General features: G+C 38.1%; 13 protein-coding genes and 1 pseudogene. 10 read left to right on the forward strand and 4 right to left on the reverse strand.

Going from position 1 to position 14364, the window contains the following annotated elements:
- Window positions 1-273 precede the first annotated feature (273 nt).
- Window positions 274-1509 (reverse strand): IS110 family RNA-guided transposase, encoded by a 1236-nt coding sequence (locus ACZ5N5_RS05650; RefSeq protein WP_054789366.1) that lies wholly within the window; start codon window positions 1507-1509, stop codon window positions 274-276.
- 301 nt (window positions 1510-1810) lie between these two features.
- Between ACZ5N5_RS05650 and ACZ5N5_RS05655 the strand changes: the two genes are divergently transcribed.
- Together ACZ5N5_RS05655 and blaI are read left to right on the forward strand one after the other, a co-directional pair.
- Window positions 1811-3664: a BlaR1 family beta-lactam sensor/signal transducer gene (locus ACZ5N5_RS05655; protein ID WP_464373407.1), complete on the forward strand. Its 1854-nt coding sequence runs from the start codon at window positions 1811-1813 to the stop codon at window positions 3662-3664.
- 21 nt (window positions 3665-3685) lie between these two features.
- Window positions 3686-4069, forward strand: coding sequence for a penicillinase repressor BlaI (gene blaI / locus ACZ5N5_RS05660; RefSeq protein ID WP_109983362.1), 384 nt, complete (start codon window positions 3686-3688; stop codon window positions 4067-4069).
- A gap of 311 nt (window positions 4070-4380) precedes the next feature.
- Here blaI and ACZ5N5_RS05665 read toward each other — a convergent pair whose 3' ends face one another.
- A complete protein-coding gene (locus ACZ5N5_RS05665) occupies window positions 4381-5229 on the reverse strand; it encodes a zinc-binding dehydrogenase (protein ID WP_054788690.1) in 849 nt (282 codons plus the stop codon).
- Between the two features lie 7 nt (window positions 5230-5236).
- On the opposite strand from ACZ5N5_RS05665, the gene ACZ5N5_RS05670 reads away from it, so the two are divergent.
- Entirely contained in the window at window positions 5237-5941 is a 705-nt protein-coding gene (locus ACZ5N5_RS05670; RefSeq protein WP_054788691.1) for a hypothetical protein, read from the forward strand.
- 297 nt (window positions 5942-6238) lie between these two features.
- Here ACZ5N5_RS05670 and ACZ5N5_RS05675 read toward each other — a convergent pair whose 3' ends face one another.
- Complete coding sequence (locus ACZ5N5_RS05675) at window positions 6239-7150, reverse strand: SDR family oxidoreductase (RefSeq protein ID WP_464373408.1); 912 nt, start codon at window positions 7148-7150, stop codon at window positions 6239-6241.
- Window positions 7151-7285: 135 nt separating this feature from the next.
- Here ACZ5N5_RS05675 and ACZ5N5_RS05680 point away from each other — a divergent pair.
- Both ACZ5N5_RS05680 and ACZ5N5_RS05685 read left to right on the forward strand, forming a co-directional pair.
- Window positions 7286-7483 (forward strand): annotated as a pseudogene (locus tag ACZ5N5_RS05680) (helix-turn-helix transcriptional regulator); the annotation flags it as partial.
- A gap of 551 nt (window positions 7484-8034) precedes the next feature.
- Window positions 8035-8235, forward strand: coding sequence for a hypothetical protein (locus ACZ5N5_RS05685; protein ID WP_054788692.1), 201 nt, complete (start codon window positions 8035-8037; stop codon window positions 8233-8235).
- A gap of 133 nt (window positions 8236-8368) precedes the next feature.
- Here ACZ5N5_RS05685 and ltrA read toward each other — a convergent pair whose 3' ends face one another.
- Window positions 8369-9757, reverse strand: a complete 1389-nt coding sequence (gene ltrA, locus ACZ5N5_RS05690; protein WP_464373409.1) for a group II intron reverse transcriptase/maturase — start codon at window positions 9755-9757, stop codon at window positions 8369-8371.
- Between the two features lie 716 nt (window positions 9758-10473).
- Here ltrA and ACZ5N5_RS05695 point away from each other — a divergent pair.
- From ACZ5N5_RS05695 to ACZ5N5_RS05715, 5 genes are all read left to right on the forward strand, one after another.
- Window positions 10474-12327, forward strand: a complete 1854-nt coding sequence (locus ACZ5N5_RS05695; RefSeq protein ID WP_078147400.1) for a heavy metal translocating P-type ATPase — start codon at window positions 10474-10476, stop codon at window positions 12325-12327.
- Window positions 12328-12519: 192 nt separating this feature from the next.
- Window positions 12520-12753, forward strand: a complete 234-nt coding sequence (locus tag ACZ5N5_RS05700) for a heavy-metal-associated domain-containing protein (RefSeq protein ID WP_054788693.1) — start codon at window positions 12520-12522, stop codon at window positions 12751-12753.
- 33 nt (window positions 12754-12786) lie between these two features.
- A complete protein-coding gene (locus ACZ5N5_RS05705) occupies window positions 12787-13086 on the forward strand; it encodes a hypothetical protein (protein ID WP_026907429.1) in 300 nt (99 codons plus the stop codon).
- Between the two features lie 65 nt (window positions 13087-13151).
- A complete protein-coding gene (locus tag ACZ5N5_RS05710) occupies window positions 13152-13385 on the forward strand; it encodes a heavy-metal-associated domain-containing protein (protein WP_026907428.1) in 234 nt (77 codons plus the stop codon).
- A 64-nt stretch (window positions 13386-13449) separates the two neighbouring features.
- Complete coding sequence (locus ACZ5N5_RS05715) at window positions 13450-14157, forward strand: Crp/Fnr family transcriptional regulator (protein WP_464373410.1); 708 nt, start codon at window positions 13450-13452, stop codon at window positions 14155-14157.
- Window positions 14158-14364: the final 207 nt, after the last annotated feature.

A 14364-nucleotide genomic window follows, 5' to 3' on the forward strand; every position in this document is an offset into this window, starting at 1 on the left:
ATTCGGGATAACACATGTCCGTCAGGGAGAGCGTGTGTTATCCTTCTTTGTTATAGCATTTCTTTCCATGGCGATAAAATGGACTCAAATGGTAAAATGGAAGAGCTTTGAGTAAATAACTTCGTGGTTAAGACCTGCGGTAATATGTCAAGATACAAAATAAAAAAGATTTAGATATCAAGGTGCAATTTTGTTAAAAAAGGCAATAGGAAACTAGACCATTAATCAAATGTAAATTAATGGTAATTACACAAGGGTTGTAGAAGCTACTTTCTAAGCTTCATGTTTCACGCTCCCTTGTGGCGTGTAGATTTGATGGTTGCGTAGTAGCGCATCCACCAAACGCACTAATTTTCTAGCGGTTAAGACGAGTGCTCTTTTATGTTGGTGTTTCGGTACTTCACGGTATTTCTTCTCGTAATAAGCTTGGTATTCAGGTACATGCCTTCTCACCGAGTTGGCGGCTTCAACAAGGTAATAACGCAAATACTGATTCCCGTTACGAGATAAGGAAGTATCATCTGCCGTAAACCTGCCTGATTGGTGTTTTCGCCAGTATAGTCCTGCATATTTGGCTATTTTGGCCTCTGCTTCAAATCGTTCAATCTGACCGATTTCTGCGATGATACCAGCAGCGAATACAGGTCCAATTCCGGGTGTGGATTGCAGGGTATTGGGTAAGCCAGCCATGATTTTAGTGATCGCTTTATCGATTTGCTTGATTTGTGCCTTCATGGTGCGAATCAGCTCAATAATAGTGCCCAAGATGAGATCAATCGAGTCTTCCACTACCTTATCCAAACGATAGGAAGAACGTACTGCTTTTTGAATGGACTTGGCCACTTTTTCAGGGTCGTGAAAACCATTTTTACCTTTGGTTTGGAGGTAATCAGCTAGGTCTTCGATCGACATCTGAGCGAGTTCTTCCAGGCTATATTTTTCAAAGAATAAGTCCATCATAGCTTGTCCAAACACGGAAGATTCGACGTTTTCTTGAAACGTATTACACTTATAACTCAAGTGTTGAAGAAAATGTTGCTTTTCTTTGGTCATCTGATGTACGAGTTGGTAGCGAGAGCGTGTCAACTGTTGTAGGGCAACGTATTGACTCTCTTTGACCACCGACATCGATAAACGACCAAATCGTAAATAATCGGCAATCACAAATGCATCAATCTCGTCGGTCTTGTCCATGTCTGGATAACTCTTTTTGAAGTTGGCAATCTGTTTTGGATTCATCACAAATACTTGTGCACCAAGCTTACGGAGCTCTTCATCCTGATGAAAAAACATCGCTGGATGAAAACTGTACACGGAAGTGGATTCTAAGCCAATCTTTAATACTTCCACAGATTGTCCATCCATGGTACGAAAAATAGCTTCACGTAAAGCAGTAGCACCAGGTAAATCATTCGACACGGTGAAGGAAGATAACTTTACACCTTCACTATCTAACAAACAAACCTTGATATCAAAAGAACTAACATCTAATCCGACAAATAATCGCATGGGGAATTCCCCTCCTTTCTAAATTAGAATCATTGGAACCTATCTTGGACGCCTCGGGATATCCCTAGTGTGAACGCCGATCAACAACCTCGTGTATCAGTACTATCTCTGTATCGAAAGCCGCCTTGGAGCTACTACCATCCAAGTTCGAGGGACAGAGTGCACAGCCTGCGAGTAGGAAGGTCTGCACGTACACTGGGAAACAGTCTTTAAATGTGGTTAGCCACAGGAGATGACAGAATTGTCCCAAATGATCCTTAAGACCATTATCTAGGAACATCACAAGACGTCCAAGTGTTTTTTGAAATTTATTGCAGGTCAAATGAGGAAAATAGTGAGTCCAACAGATGGGCTTAAATATAATATACGAGGAGATGAAGAAATGTCTGTCCTCCATCTGGCTGTTAGCTTGTCCATATCTTCTATCATGGTCATTGTTATCATGCTGATCCGAAAGATTTTTAAGCATCAATTGTCATCCAAATGGAAATACAATCTCTGGTTCTTGTTACTGATTGCTTTACTATTACCTTATCTTCCTACAAAATTATTAAAATTCGGGGATAATTTCACGTGGAATGGGAACCGAAACAGTAATCCGTTACCATCCGTTACTAAAGCCGAAAACGTTAGGTCATGGGAAAATAGTAACTGGATGCACGATTTTTCAATATCTGTTCACCGGGTTGATTTGACATGGATGAATAATGTTTTAACCATCATATGGATTCTAGGCATGCTTGTGCTTATTGCTTTTTCATTTCACGCATGGATAAAACTGCGACAAATAAAAAGGTCCACAAGCCCAATAAACAATAACGAAGTGATTTTATTATTCGAAGAGTGCAAACAACGGATGAATGTATCTCGGCAACTGGTGTTGGGGGAATCACCACTAGTTAAATCCCCAATGACGTTCGGGATATTTAAAACCTATATAATACTGCCGAGTCATGCTAAAGCGTGGCTGTCCACGGATGAAATTAAATACATCTTGCTACATGAATTATATCACTATAAAAATAAAGACATCGCCACAAATTTCCTGATCGTCCTATTCCAAATTTTATACTGGTATAATCCATTGATTTGGATGGCGTTCAGGGAAATGCGATTGGATCGGGAAATCGCATGTGATCGTGCTGTCCTAAATACATTGGATCAAAATCAGCATGCAGCATACGGAAACACGATTATTATGTTTGCGGATAAATCCTCTCTTTCAAGGCAATTCGCAATGGTTAACCAGCTCACTAGTTCAAAAAAGCAATTAAAAAAACGGATCGAACGTATTGCTGCTTTTACAATGGAAACAAAACTCTTACAACTGAAAAGTATTCTGATTTTTATACTTCTTGCAGGAGTTGTCGTGAGTCAGATACCGATTGTCTCTGCAATGACTTATGATGATGACCGGAGTGATTTTGACAATAATAATACAGTATATGAGGATTTAAGCGGATTTTTCAATGGGTATGAAGGAAGCTTTATACTGTACGATTTGCAAGAGAAGCAATACAATATCTATAATAAAGATAAAAGCACATTACGGGTTTCCCCCAATTCTACGTACAAAATTTACAGTGCATTATTTGCTTTAGAGTCTGAGGTCATCACACGAAACGACAACACCTTAAAGTGGAATGGGAAATCTTATCCTTATCAAGTCTGGAACCAGAGTCAAAATTTATTTACTGCACTTGAAAATTCCGTAAGCTGGTACTTCCAGCAGCTGGATGAAAAAGTGCAAATAAAAAACATGGAAACTTACCTTGATAAAATACAGTATGGTAATCAAAATCTGTCGGGTGGAATCGAAGACTATTGGCTCGAATCTTCTTTAAAAATTTCACCGATTGAACAGGTGCAGACACTTAGAGACTTTTATACAAACAAATTTGGGTTTGATGGTAAGAACATTCAGTTCATAAAAGATGCCATCAAACTGGAGACGAAAGCCAATGCAACCCTCTATGGCAAAACTGGCACAGGCACGGTTAACGGAAAAAATGTGAATGGCTGGTTCATAGGATATGTAGAAATGGAAAACAATACGTACATTTTTGCAACTAATATCGAAAGCGGCCATCATGCCAGTGGCAGTAAAGCTGCTGAAATTACGAAAACCATTTTGCGCGATAAGGGCATCTATTAAAAGGTAAAGGTAGGGAATAACGTGACGAATAAAATACCCACTATTTCAGAGTCGGAATGGGAAGTCTTAAAAGTGCTCTGGGAACAAGCGCCGCTAACAGCAAATGATATTATTTCATCCTTGCAGGCACAAACGAACTGGAAGCCGAAAACCGTACGTACACTGTTGGATCGGCTCACTAAAAAAGAAGTCGTCGGCGTCCATAAGAATCAGAGAGTTTATACATTCTATCCGCTTTATTCCCAAGACGAATGCCAGCGTTCCAAAACAGAATCCTTTGTAAAACGATTCTATGACGGTGCCTTAAAATCGATGCTCGTTCAATTCATTCAGGATGAAGACCTGTCTGAAGAAGATATTAAAGAACTAAGGTCCATCCTGGATAAAAAGCAGAATGAAAAATAAAACTAACACAGCTTCAGTGGAGTTCAAAAAGATCAAACTTATGATTACCGAATCCTTAATGAATACAAGAACGTTATTAAATGGGAGAAAAGCTATTTAGAATAAAAGCAATGATTTTAGGAGTATCTAAGAGGCTTTACGAGTATATTGTTAATAATAAGAAAGAAGTTTTGCTTAGAAAACAAAACCTCTTTCTTATTTATGAAGATTCATTTCTGCTATTCGTGACAATCATTTGGCGAACCTTTTGAAATGTTTCTCTCTATCTTCTAAAGTAATCTCTCTAAACAACCTCATCTAATAAACTTTTTTTAATTATCTCCATTAATCAAAAGTACAGCTTTATCTGAAAACTTTCGATCGATTAATTGTTGGGCGATTGTTCCGATAGTCTCCCATGGTGCTTCTACTGCTACAAGTGGTTTCAACTGGCCGTTCGCAATCAAGTCTCCTAAAATCTTCAAATCTTCCTTTGGTGAAAAACGATTTACCTCTTCTCCTAGATAAAAACAATGCAAGTTTACCCCACCTACATATGCGAGTTTAGAAAGATCAAAAGTAGCGATTGGTGATGCAGTATAGCCAACAGATACAAGTACCCCACCAGGCATCAGTTGAGATAGCAGAGATGGTAATGTTTCACCACCTAGAGAATCGATAATGAGATGATATGGACCATATTTTTCTACCGATTCCGTAATAGATTCACCTATAATGACCTTATTGGCTATCATGTTAGCTTTCTCTTCAGTTCGTGCTATACCTACATTGAATGCCCCACTTAGGGATGCAAGCTGATGCGCAAAAAGCCCAACCCCACCGGTCGAACCAGTAATAAGTATTCGTTTACCTAGAAGCATTCCACCTTTTCTAAGTGTATAAAGGGCAGACAAGCCAGCTACTGGCAATGTTGCAGCTTGAGCATATGACACTGTATCAGGAATTTCAGCTATGAAGTTTACGGAAACCGCAACCTTTTCTGCCCATGAGCCCGATGGTAAAAGTCCAACAACTCGACTTCCTTTTCGTGGACCTTCTCCACTTTTTGCTTGCTCGATAACACTACCAGAAAAATCCCATCCAGGTCTCATTTGTTTCTCTTGAGTCTTCGCATTGGTAACTTCTCCCCGATTAAGAGAAAATGCTCTAACTTCAACCATCGCTTCAATGCCTAATCGTCAAACCCTAATAAATATTGCTGACTATCTAGAATGTACTCATGTTGAGCGTAATGATCTCCTGATCACTGCAGGTTACCTACCTGTTCAAAATCACTTAGCAGAACAAACGAGCAATATTGCATTAGATCAAGCTCGTGATACCCTGAATACCATTCCTTTTCCGGGGATAATCGTAAATTACAACTTGGAAGTTAAAGCAATAAATAGGCCGTTTCACTATTTATTTGATATCCCTCTAGACATCAATAACAAATTAAATATGGTAGATTTGCATTTCAATCATGAGCTGCCTATACGCTCTCGTTCTACTTTTGATACAAATTCCTATCAACAATGGGAGTTACATGCCATATCTGGTATACAAGCATTCAAACTAAATAATATGCTATTTCACAATGATGACTGGTATCAGTCCTTAACTCAAGATTTTCGGCAAAATTATGATGTGAATAAGTATTGGAAAATGTCTACAAAAGATTCGGACAACGAAGCTATGAAATCAAGACAAATTTTAGCAAAAACCGGAAATTCAAAGGCGCTAGTTCCTATTCATTATCGGGAAATTCATATTGCTGTAAGTAATCGTAAGTACCCTGAAATCGTAGTTTACTTACCTGTTGACAGACCAGGGCGCAAGGCATTCGAATTTATAGGCTGTCCAACAGACTGTCTTTTCCCAAGTAATAACTAACCCTAAGCTATGATTTCTTGTCCAGAATTAGACAAGTGAAAAGCGGAGTCGGTGGAGTTTATCCGAGGATTGGGATGTAGCTATAAAATAAAGTTTAATCAAAAATGGCCTCGTAAATTAAGTTTTATGGTAAATAAAAACAATCCATTTTGAAAATAAGATTAATCAAAATGGATTGTTATCCAGCAGATTTAAGTTTAGTTTTTATAAAAAAGTTTGATCATTTTCTACTTGTGTTGCTCCACAATCGCGCTGGAACAAAAAAGATTATCTTTAACACTGAATCTAGCTGTTATTTTAACGATAACCTGTAGCATTTGCAGGCTTACCTGCATCTTGAACTTCCACAACATAACGCCAACAATCTGGCTGTGAACCATCAATATCAGTGAAACCATAAACTTGTGCAAGCTTTCCGCTCGACAGAGATTGACCATTCCAACGTGAGACTTCGTGATCTCCGGCAAGGGCTGCAACGGCGCGCCCTACATAACGTGGTGTTTCTGAGATAACGAAATGAGGTTCCTTCTCAGTAGCGTCACGCCAATTTTCTTCCTTGACACCATAATGATCGAGCATGATTTCGGATCGCATCCAGCCTGGGGTTAAGGAGACAGCTGTGCAATGATGCTGTTTTAATTCGTGAGCGAGCCCTTCTGCTATACGGATGACTGAGCTTTTCGCTAGATCATAAAACATTGGAAAGCGATAGTTCTCACTATTATACTCTTTTGTACCATCGGTCATTTCAATGACAAGTCCGCCTTCGTTTTTGATGAGCAACGGTAATGCGTAGTGGTTCGTAATCAAATGAGTATCGATAGCTAAACGAAGCATTCTTAAGCCTTTTTTCAGCGAATGCTCCCATACTCTCGTATTCCCGTCAACGAGATACTCACCTCCCCAAATATCATTTACAAGTATATCTAACCTTCCATGTTCTTTCTCAATTCTTTCTATTAAGGTCTGTACTTCTTCATGTATAAGATGGTCAACTTGAACTGCTATACCTTGACCGCCTAACTGATTGACCAATTCAGCTGTTTCTTCAATCGTTTCAGGGCGCCCGTATTCAGAAATCTCGTGTCTTGTCGTACGGCCAGTGATATAGACAGTAGCTCCTGCAGCACCTAATTCCATAGCAATGCCACGTCCTGCTCCTCTTGTTCCACCAGCTACCAATGCTATTTGTCCCTTTAAAGATTTCATTTACATTCTCCTCACTTTACATAATTAAAATATTTTTCCATTGCTTCAATTCATAATATCTATAGTATAATCTATAATAATGACACCTTATGTCATATTAAACTTTTTAATATATATTTTTTTAGGTGGGTATCCATGCGAGCAGACAGACTTATTACCATAATATTGTTGCTACAAAATAATAAAAAATTAACAACCAAAGCATTGGCGAGAGAATTAGGAGTGACCGAACGTACAATTCATAGGGATATGGAATCTTTAAGTGCAGCAGGTATACTTGTTTTGGCAGAACGGGGAAAATTAGGCGGCTGGAGATTACTTGAGCACTATAGAAAGTAATTGTGGAGGAAAAACCATATCCGTCATAAAGAATTTGAAGTGATAGAACCAGTTAAGAGATGTATAAAGTACTTGGATAATAAGGGCAAAGCTCCAAATACCATTAAAAACATATTGTTATCATCTTTAGTTGTTTTATGAATTTATGAGCCAGAGAGGAATTGGATTAATGTATCAGAACTAGGGTAGAGACCTTAAGAGGGATGCAAATAAGTGAAGTAGCCCCTCTTAAATCAAAGTCCCCCGTTCAGAGGATGTATTAATAAAGACCTTTAAAAAGCCGTATAAAGGCACGAAGAGAACGAACAATTAAAGGATCCAGTTCAAAAATCACATGGTAAACTGTTTTAGCGTTATTGTATAACTCAGTACCAATATGGCGTTCGGATTAGTGTGAACTTTCGCTATGGGTATGTGTTAAAATAAACGTATGAAGTATAATTTACGAGATCGATTTTCAACAATCGGGCCAGATTGTGGAGGAGTTGATACTAAATCTAAATTAGATTAAGGGGCAAAAGACTTTAAAACGAGGAGAGGATATTATGGCGAAAAAGATACACGTATACAGCATTACAGTATCAACTGGAGAGCAGTTTAAAAATGTAAGAATCGAAGGGTCAATTAGCAGTAGATACTCAGGTATTACAACGGATTTTATTCCTGTAGAAAATGAAGATGGTCAAACGGTTGAATTAACGAAATATCAAATAGTTAAAGCGGAATTAATAAATATCGAAGAATAAGATAGCTTTTGCTCACAAATCGGGCAGTTTAGTTGAGGAAGAAAAATTAAATATTAAATCGAGTAGGTGACTAGCCATTAATTGGCTAGTCGACCTCTCACACCACCGTACGTACGGTTCCGTATACGGCGGTTCAATAGTTTAAGTGTGCTTTCTCGAAAAGTTTGGTTAAATCTTTATAACCAATTCTTTCGAGAATTTTGTTTGTAATGGACCTATGAAGTATATGGCTATTGGCAATTCTCCAGTATCCTTTGCGAGTGTTCGCCCATTCCCATGCCTTATCATAAGGTATTCCTAGTTTAACAAGGCTTTTATGCTTTGTACTAACTTTCTTCCATCGTTTCCATATAATCATCCTGATGCGTCTTTTCAACCAGTGGTTGATTCGTTGAATGTAACCTTTCATGAAGCTTATTCCGAAGAAGTTAATCCATCCGGTTGTTACTTCATTTATTTCCTGAATAATCTTGCGGATGTTATGTCCACGGTTTCTCCTGGTTAGTTTTCTAAGTTCCTTTTTGAAATTTCTTTTGGACTTGGCATGAGGACGAAAGCCTACTCCCTTTTTCGTTGTATGCAAACAAAATCCCAAAAACTTTCGTTTTGTTGGAGAACCTATTTCGCTTTTCTTCTTGTTGACTGTTACTTTCAGTTTGTCCTCAAGAAATCTGGTTGCACTTTTCATAACGCGGGAACCAGCTTTTCTACTTCTGACATAGATGTTACAGTCATCTGCATAACGGACGAATTTGTGTCCCCGTTGTTCAAGTTCTTTATCAAACTTATCCAGATAGATGTTGCTCAAAAAAGGAGACAGATTTCCACCTTGAGGGGTTCCTATCTCTGTCGGGAACACCTGCCCATTAATTGACACACCACTGCGAAGGAATTTACGTATGAGTCGCAAGATAATTTTATCTTGGATATGTTCTTCCACATAGTGCATCAGCCTATCGTGGTTCACTGTATCGAAATATTGTTTCAAGTCTATATCGACTACCGTACGGTAGTCCATTTCATAGTATTCTTTCGCTTGTTTAATGGCGTCATGAGCACTGCGTTTTGGTCGAAAGCCAAAGCTATTTTCAGAAAACGTTGGATCAATCCTCTTCTCGATTACCTGAAGAATAGCTTGTTGCACAAAACGTTCTTTGACTGTGGGAATACCTAGTTTCCTTTTGGAACCATCGGGTTTTGGTATTTCTGCACGTTTGACAGGTTGTGGCTCATAAGAGCCATCCGCAATTTGTCGTATAAACTCATCTTTATTGCTTGCAATATACCCCATCAATTCGTCAACAGTCATTCCATCTACTCCCGGTGCACCTTTATTGGCTTTTACCCGCTTATAGGCAAGATTCAAATTCTTTCGATCCATTACTTCGTAAATTAAATGTGTTACACCATCTTTTCCATCAGTTTCACCACGAAGATTACTGCACGCTTTTACATTGCCTTCTGTTTCCAACATATTCTCCTGTAAATAACCGCCGTCAGGCGTTGTCTGTGTTTGTTGCAATCTTCATACCTCCACTGTTTCCAAGATTACTATTGTTCAGCCCTTCATCCTGTTTGGATTACTATGGCATCTGCTGACTTCTTACAATTCACCCTGTCATTACTGACAGGATTGTTCCTGTAGGAAATTCCTTCCTTTTTGTCGGGAACCCTTGTAAGACCTCCCCGGGTAAGAGCTATAACCTTCCTCCCATGTAACTGCTGTATTTACTGTATGGAACTCGTGCAGTATCGGATTTTGCTTTGTTTCGCAAACTCGTCCATTCCAATTCAGCCTTATATACAGTTTCTATTCGTCAGTTCGGGACTTTGCGTCGGGCTTCCTTCAGATTCCACCCCACGGTGGACACCCTTGCCTTTCGCTAACAGTTCCTACTGCCAAGCCTGTAGTGGACTTTCACCACCAAGTTATAACCCATGCCGGGCACACGATAAAAACGCTCAGAATATTTTCCGAGCGGTTTAGTTTGCTGTTTATAATGCTTTTCTAAAGCCTGCTGAATAAAGAATGTACAATATAATGAATTTTTGTGATTGTATGTTCGATAATATATAAGAGTTATTCCGTAAAACAGTTGGTTTTGTTATGCTGTTCTTTTATAATTTTTCACTTTTACAATAGAACTTGATTCGAATCAATTTTTATTTCATAGAAACATCCTATACTAGAGTCATCAACAAGGAATACAAATGAAAATGAAATTGGAGGGAATCAACATGCAAAGATATATATTAAGTAAAAAGAATTCCATTACACTGATCAGTGCAATTTTGATTGCACTTGCATTCTTCGGACGATTTTCCTTAGACAACATGGCCATTTTCAATTGGTCGCTCATCATTGCATCTATTCTTGGTGTAGCACCAATTGCGATTCAAGCCTATCAGGCATTAAAAGTAAAAGTTGTCAGTATTGATGTTTTAGTTACCATTGCAGTTATTGGGGCAGTATTGATTCAAAATTATGAGGAATCAGCCATCGTTACTTTCTTATTCTTATTTGGTTCTTACTTGGAGCAACGTACCTTGAACAAAACACGTTCTGCCATTAAAGAATTAACAGAGCTGGCACCAGAAAGTGCTTTAAAGCAAATGGAAAACGGAGAATTTGAAGAAGTAGATGTCGATGATGTAGACGAAGGTGATATTTTATTAGTTAAAACGGGTGCAAAAGTTCCGGTAGATGGAACAGTGTTAATTGGTGAAGGTCACATTAATGAAGCAAGTATTACTGGAGAATCTCTACCTGTAAGTAAAAAGGTTGATTCTGAAGTATTTGCAGGATCTATCTTAGAAAATGGAACGATCCAAATTCGAGCTGATCGTGTTGGAGAAGATACAACATTTGGTAGAATTATCGAATTAGTGGAAGAGGCACAGGATTCCAAATCAGAAGCAGAACGTTTCATTGACCGATTCTCAAAATACTATACACCAGCTGTGTTAGTCCTTGGTTTTATTGTTTGGTTTTTCTCAAAAGATATTGAACTAGCTATCACGATTCTTGTTTTAGGATGTCCAGGTGCATTAGTTATCGGGGTACCTGTATCCAACGTTGCCGGTATCGGAAACGGTGCACGTAATGGTGTCCTCCTAAAAGGTAGTGAAGTTATCAATGACTTTAGCAGAGTAGATACTATCGTTTTTGATAAAACAGGAACATTGACAGTAGGAAACCCTGAAGTTGCCGAAAAAGAATTTTACGGAAAAAATACTGAAGAGGTTCTAGGATATTTAGCAAGTGTGGAGCGTGAATCGGACCACCCACTAGCGAAAGCTGTCCTACAGGATATTGGCGAGACAACTTTCTCTACTGTTGAAGAAACCGAAGTCGTTAAAGGTGGCGGAATTGTAGCAAAAATAGGTGTTCATCGTATAGCCGTTGGTAACGTAGCTTTAATGGAAAAGGAAAATGTGAAATTAAGCGAAAAAGCTAAAAAAGACGTCGAACGCTTTGAGAAAAATGGGAATTCTCTTGTGTTAACTGCGGTCGACGGAGAATTAAACGTTCTGATGGGTATTCGGGATCAAATCCGTCCAGGTGTTAAAAAAGATCTTCAAAAACTGAAAAAACTAGGGGTTAAAAACCTTGTCGTTCTTTCTGGGGACAACCAAGGAACCGTAGATTTAGTTGCTCGAGAACTTGGGTTAACAGAAGCACATGGTCATATGCTACCGGAAGGAAAATCTGCTTATATCGAAAAAATGCAAGCAGAAGGCGGGATCATTGCCTTTGTCGGTGACGGAGTGAATGATAGTCCTTCACTAGCCTTAGCAGATATCGGAATCGCCATGGGAAGTGGAACAGATGTTGCAATTGAAACATCAGATGTTGTTTTAATGAATTCTGACTTTAGTCGTTTACCACACGCATTAGGCTTAACAAAATCAACTTCAAGAAACATGAAACAGAACATTACCATAGCAGTTGGTGTGGTATTAGTCTTACTTGCCAGCCTACTATTTAGTGAATGGATGAATATGTCAATCGGGATGTTGGTTCATGAAGCAAGTATCTTAGTAGTCATCTTGAATGGTATGAGATTGCTTCGATACCGTTTGAGAGAATAATTTTAATAGAAACCAGTCTTGATGAATGATAAAGGGGAAGTACTCAGGTAGGAAGAACAAAATACTCCCCTACTTTTTGTTAAAACTTGATTTGCATCAATTTCATTTCGTTGAACCTGAACTATACTTAAATTGTAAAAAAGAAGAGGGAAAACAAAAAAATCAAAGATAAGATGAAAGGAGAAATAATTCATGCAAAAAGGAGTTATTCAATTAGAAACATTATCTTGTCCATCTTGTATGCAAAAGATTGAAAATGCGGTGAAAGGATTAAACGGGGTTAATCAAGATAGCTTAAAAGTATTATTTAATGCTAGTAAAGTAAAAGTAGATTTTGATTCAGAAACGATCACCATTAACGATATCGAAAAAGCCATTGAAGACTTAGGATATCCAGTCGTCAAATCAAAAGTAAAATCGGCCTAAGACCAAAAAATCACAAGAAAGAGGGAACGAATAATGTCTGAACAAACATTTAACGAAGTAATAACAAACCATTTTGAAAAACTGGATTTATACACCACTGCAATTACACGGGCCCATGGTAAGAATCACCCAGAAGCCTTTGAAGTACGTGAATTGTTTGAAACAATTAGTGGAAAAGTAAAAGACGCAGGTACGAACAAACCTGACTTAGATGCTGAATTTGCTCAATTACGAAAAATCACAGACAACTACACCATTCCTGGAGATGTATGTGAAACGTATGCAGGCACATTCGAGATGTTATCAGAAGTAGATAAAGCATATCAGGCTTAAAGTAACTCAAAAACAAAAGAATAGATTGGTTTACGGTCGTTAAAAAATGAAGGGGGAAATGATTTATGCAAAAAGCAACGATTCAATTAGAAACCTTATCTTGCCCATCTTGTCTCCAAAAGATTGAAAATGCGGTGAAAGGAATAAACGGTGTGAATCAAGATAGCTTGAAAGTAATGTTCAATGCAAGTAAAGTAAAAGTAGATTTTGATTCAGAAGCAGTCGCTATTAACGATATCGAAAAGGCAATTGAAGACTTAGGATATCCTGTTGTCAAATCAAAGGTAAAACCTGCTTAATCGAGTGAATAGAAAGGAAGCCTAGGATGCCCTCTTAGGCTTTTTATAAAAGGGAGAGGTTATTTTGGAACAAAACCAATGTTGTCATCACCAACATGGACATGCAGAATGTATTCGTATTGTTCCCATTTTCAACCATTTGGAAGACTCACAAATGGATTTGATTGCGGAATCTGCCAAGATACTTCATCTTAAAAAAGGGGAAATGTTATTCCGTGCAGATGAGGAAGATGATACCTTATATATTATCAATTCAGGTAAGGCTCGGATTTACCGCTTATCGGATTCTGGAAAAGAACAACTTGTTCGCATTTTAAATCCTGGTGATTTTACAGGTGAAGTCGCCATTTTCCAACCTGGAAGTATTCATGAGAATTATGCGGAAGCACTACAAAATACAACCATTTGTTTAATTAAACGAGGTGATTTACAGAAGTATTTGGTGGAATATCCGCAGATCTCATTAAAAATACTGTCAGAAGTAACGATGCGTTTAAAGGATTCTGAAAAACAAACCACACAAGTAGCGATTGAAAATGTAGAAACCCGCATTATATCCTTTTTAGCTGAGAATGTTGAAAAGGGAAGTGGCGATAGTCCAACGATTATCTTACCAATGTCCAAAAAGGATTTAGCCTCGTATCTTGGTACCACACCAGAAACAATCAGCCGTAAATTTACTACTCTAGAAGAACTTGGATTGATTAAACAGTTACCGAAAAAGAAAATTAAAATAATGGATTTAGATCAATTGTTACTTCATACTGAATAAATATAAGCAGAGTAGCGTGCCATCATCTAACGTGTTAAGTTTAATAGTACAAAACATAAAATAACAAACCTTTTAGCAATCCAATTAGCATATAAAATGGATTGCTAATTTTTGTTGATTTAACAATGTTTATCTACAAAAAGAAAGAGAAATGGCTACTTATTTGGCACTTATTTTACCAAGACGACATAAACTTGTGTCAACTGC

This window comes from Gracilibacillus sp. JCM 18966 (assembly GCF_055392695.1).

What these genes read in the sequence shown, in the direction of transcription:
- ACZ5N5_RS05695 (WP_078147400.1), top strand. Translation starts at nt 10,474, where the DNA reads ATGCAAAGATATATATTAAGTAAAAAGAATTCCATTACACTGATCAGT.
- ACZ5N5_RS05710 (WP_026907428.1), top strand. Translation starts at nt 13,152, where the DNA reads ATGCAAAAAGCAACGATTCAATTAGAAACCTTATCTTGCCCATCTTGT.
- ACZ5N5_RS05700 (WP_054788693.1), top strand. Translation starts at nt 12,520, where the DNA reads ATGCAAAAAGGAGTTATTCAATTAGAAACATTATCTTGTCCATCTTGT.
- ACZ5N5_RS05670 (WP_054788691.1), top strand. Translation starts at nt 5,237, where the DNA reads ATGCCTAATCGTCAAACCCTAATAAATATTGCTGACTATCTAGAATGT.
- ACZ5N5_RS05685 (WP_054788692.1), top strand. Translation starts at nt 8,035, where the DNA reads ATGGCGAAAAAGATACACGTATACAGCATTACAGTATCAACTGGAGAG.
- ACZ5N5_RS05665 (WP_054788690.1), bottom strand. Translation starts at nt 5,229, where the DNA reads ATGGTTGAAGTTAGAGCATTTTCTCTTAATCGGGGAGAAGTTACCAAT.
- ACZ5N5_RS05705 (WP_026907429.1), top strand. Translation starts at nt 12,787, where the DNA reads ATGTCTGAACAAACATTTAACGAAGTAATAACAAACCATTTTGAAAAA.
- ACZ5N5_RS05675 (WP_464373408.1), bottom strand. Translation starts at nt 7,150, where the DNA reads ATGAAATCTTTAAAGGGACAAATAGCATTGGTAGCTGGTGGAACAAGA.
- ACZ5N5_RS05650 (WP_054789366.1), bottom strand. Translation starts at nt 1,509, where the DNA reads ATGCGATTATTTGTCGGATTAGATGTTAGTTCTTTTGATATCAAGGTT.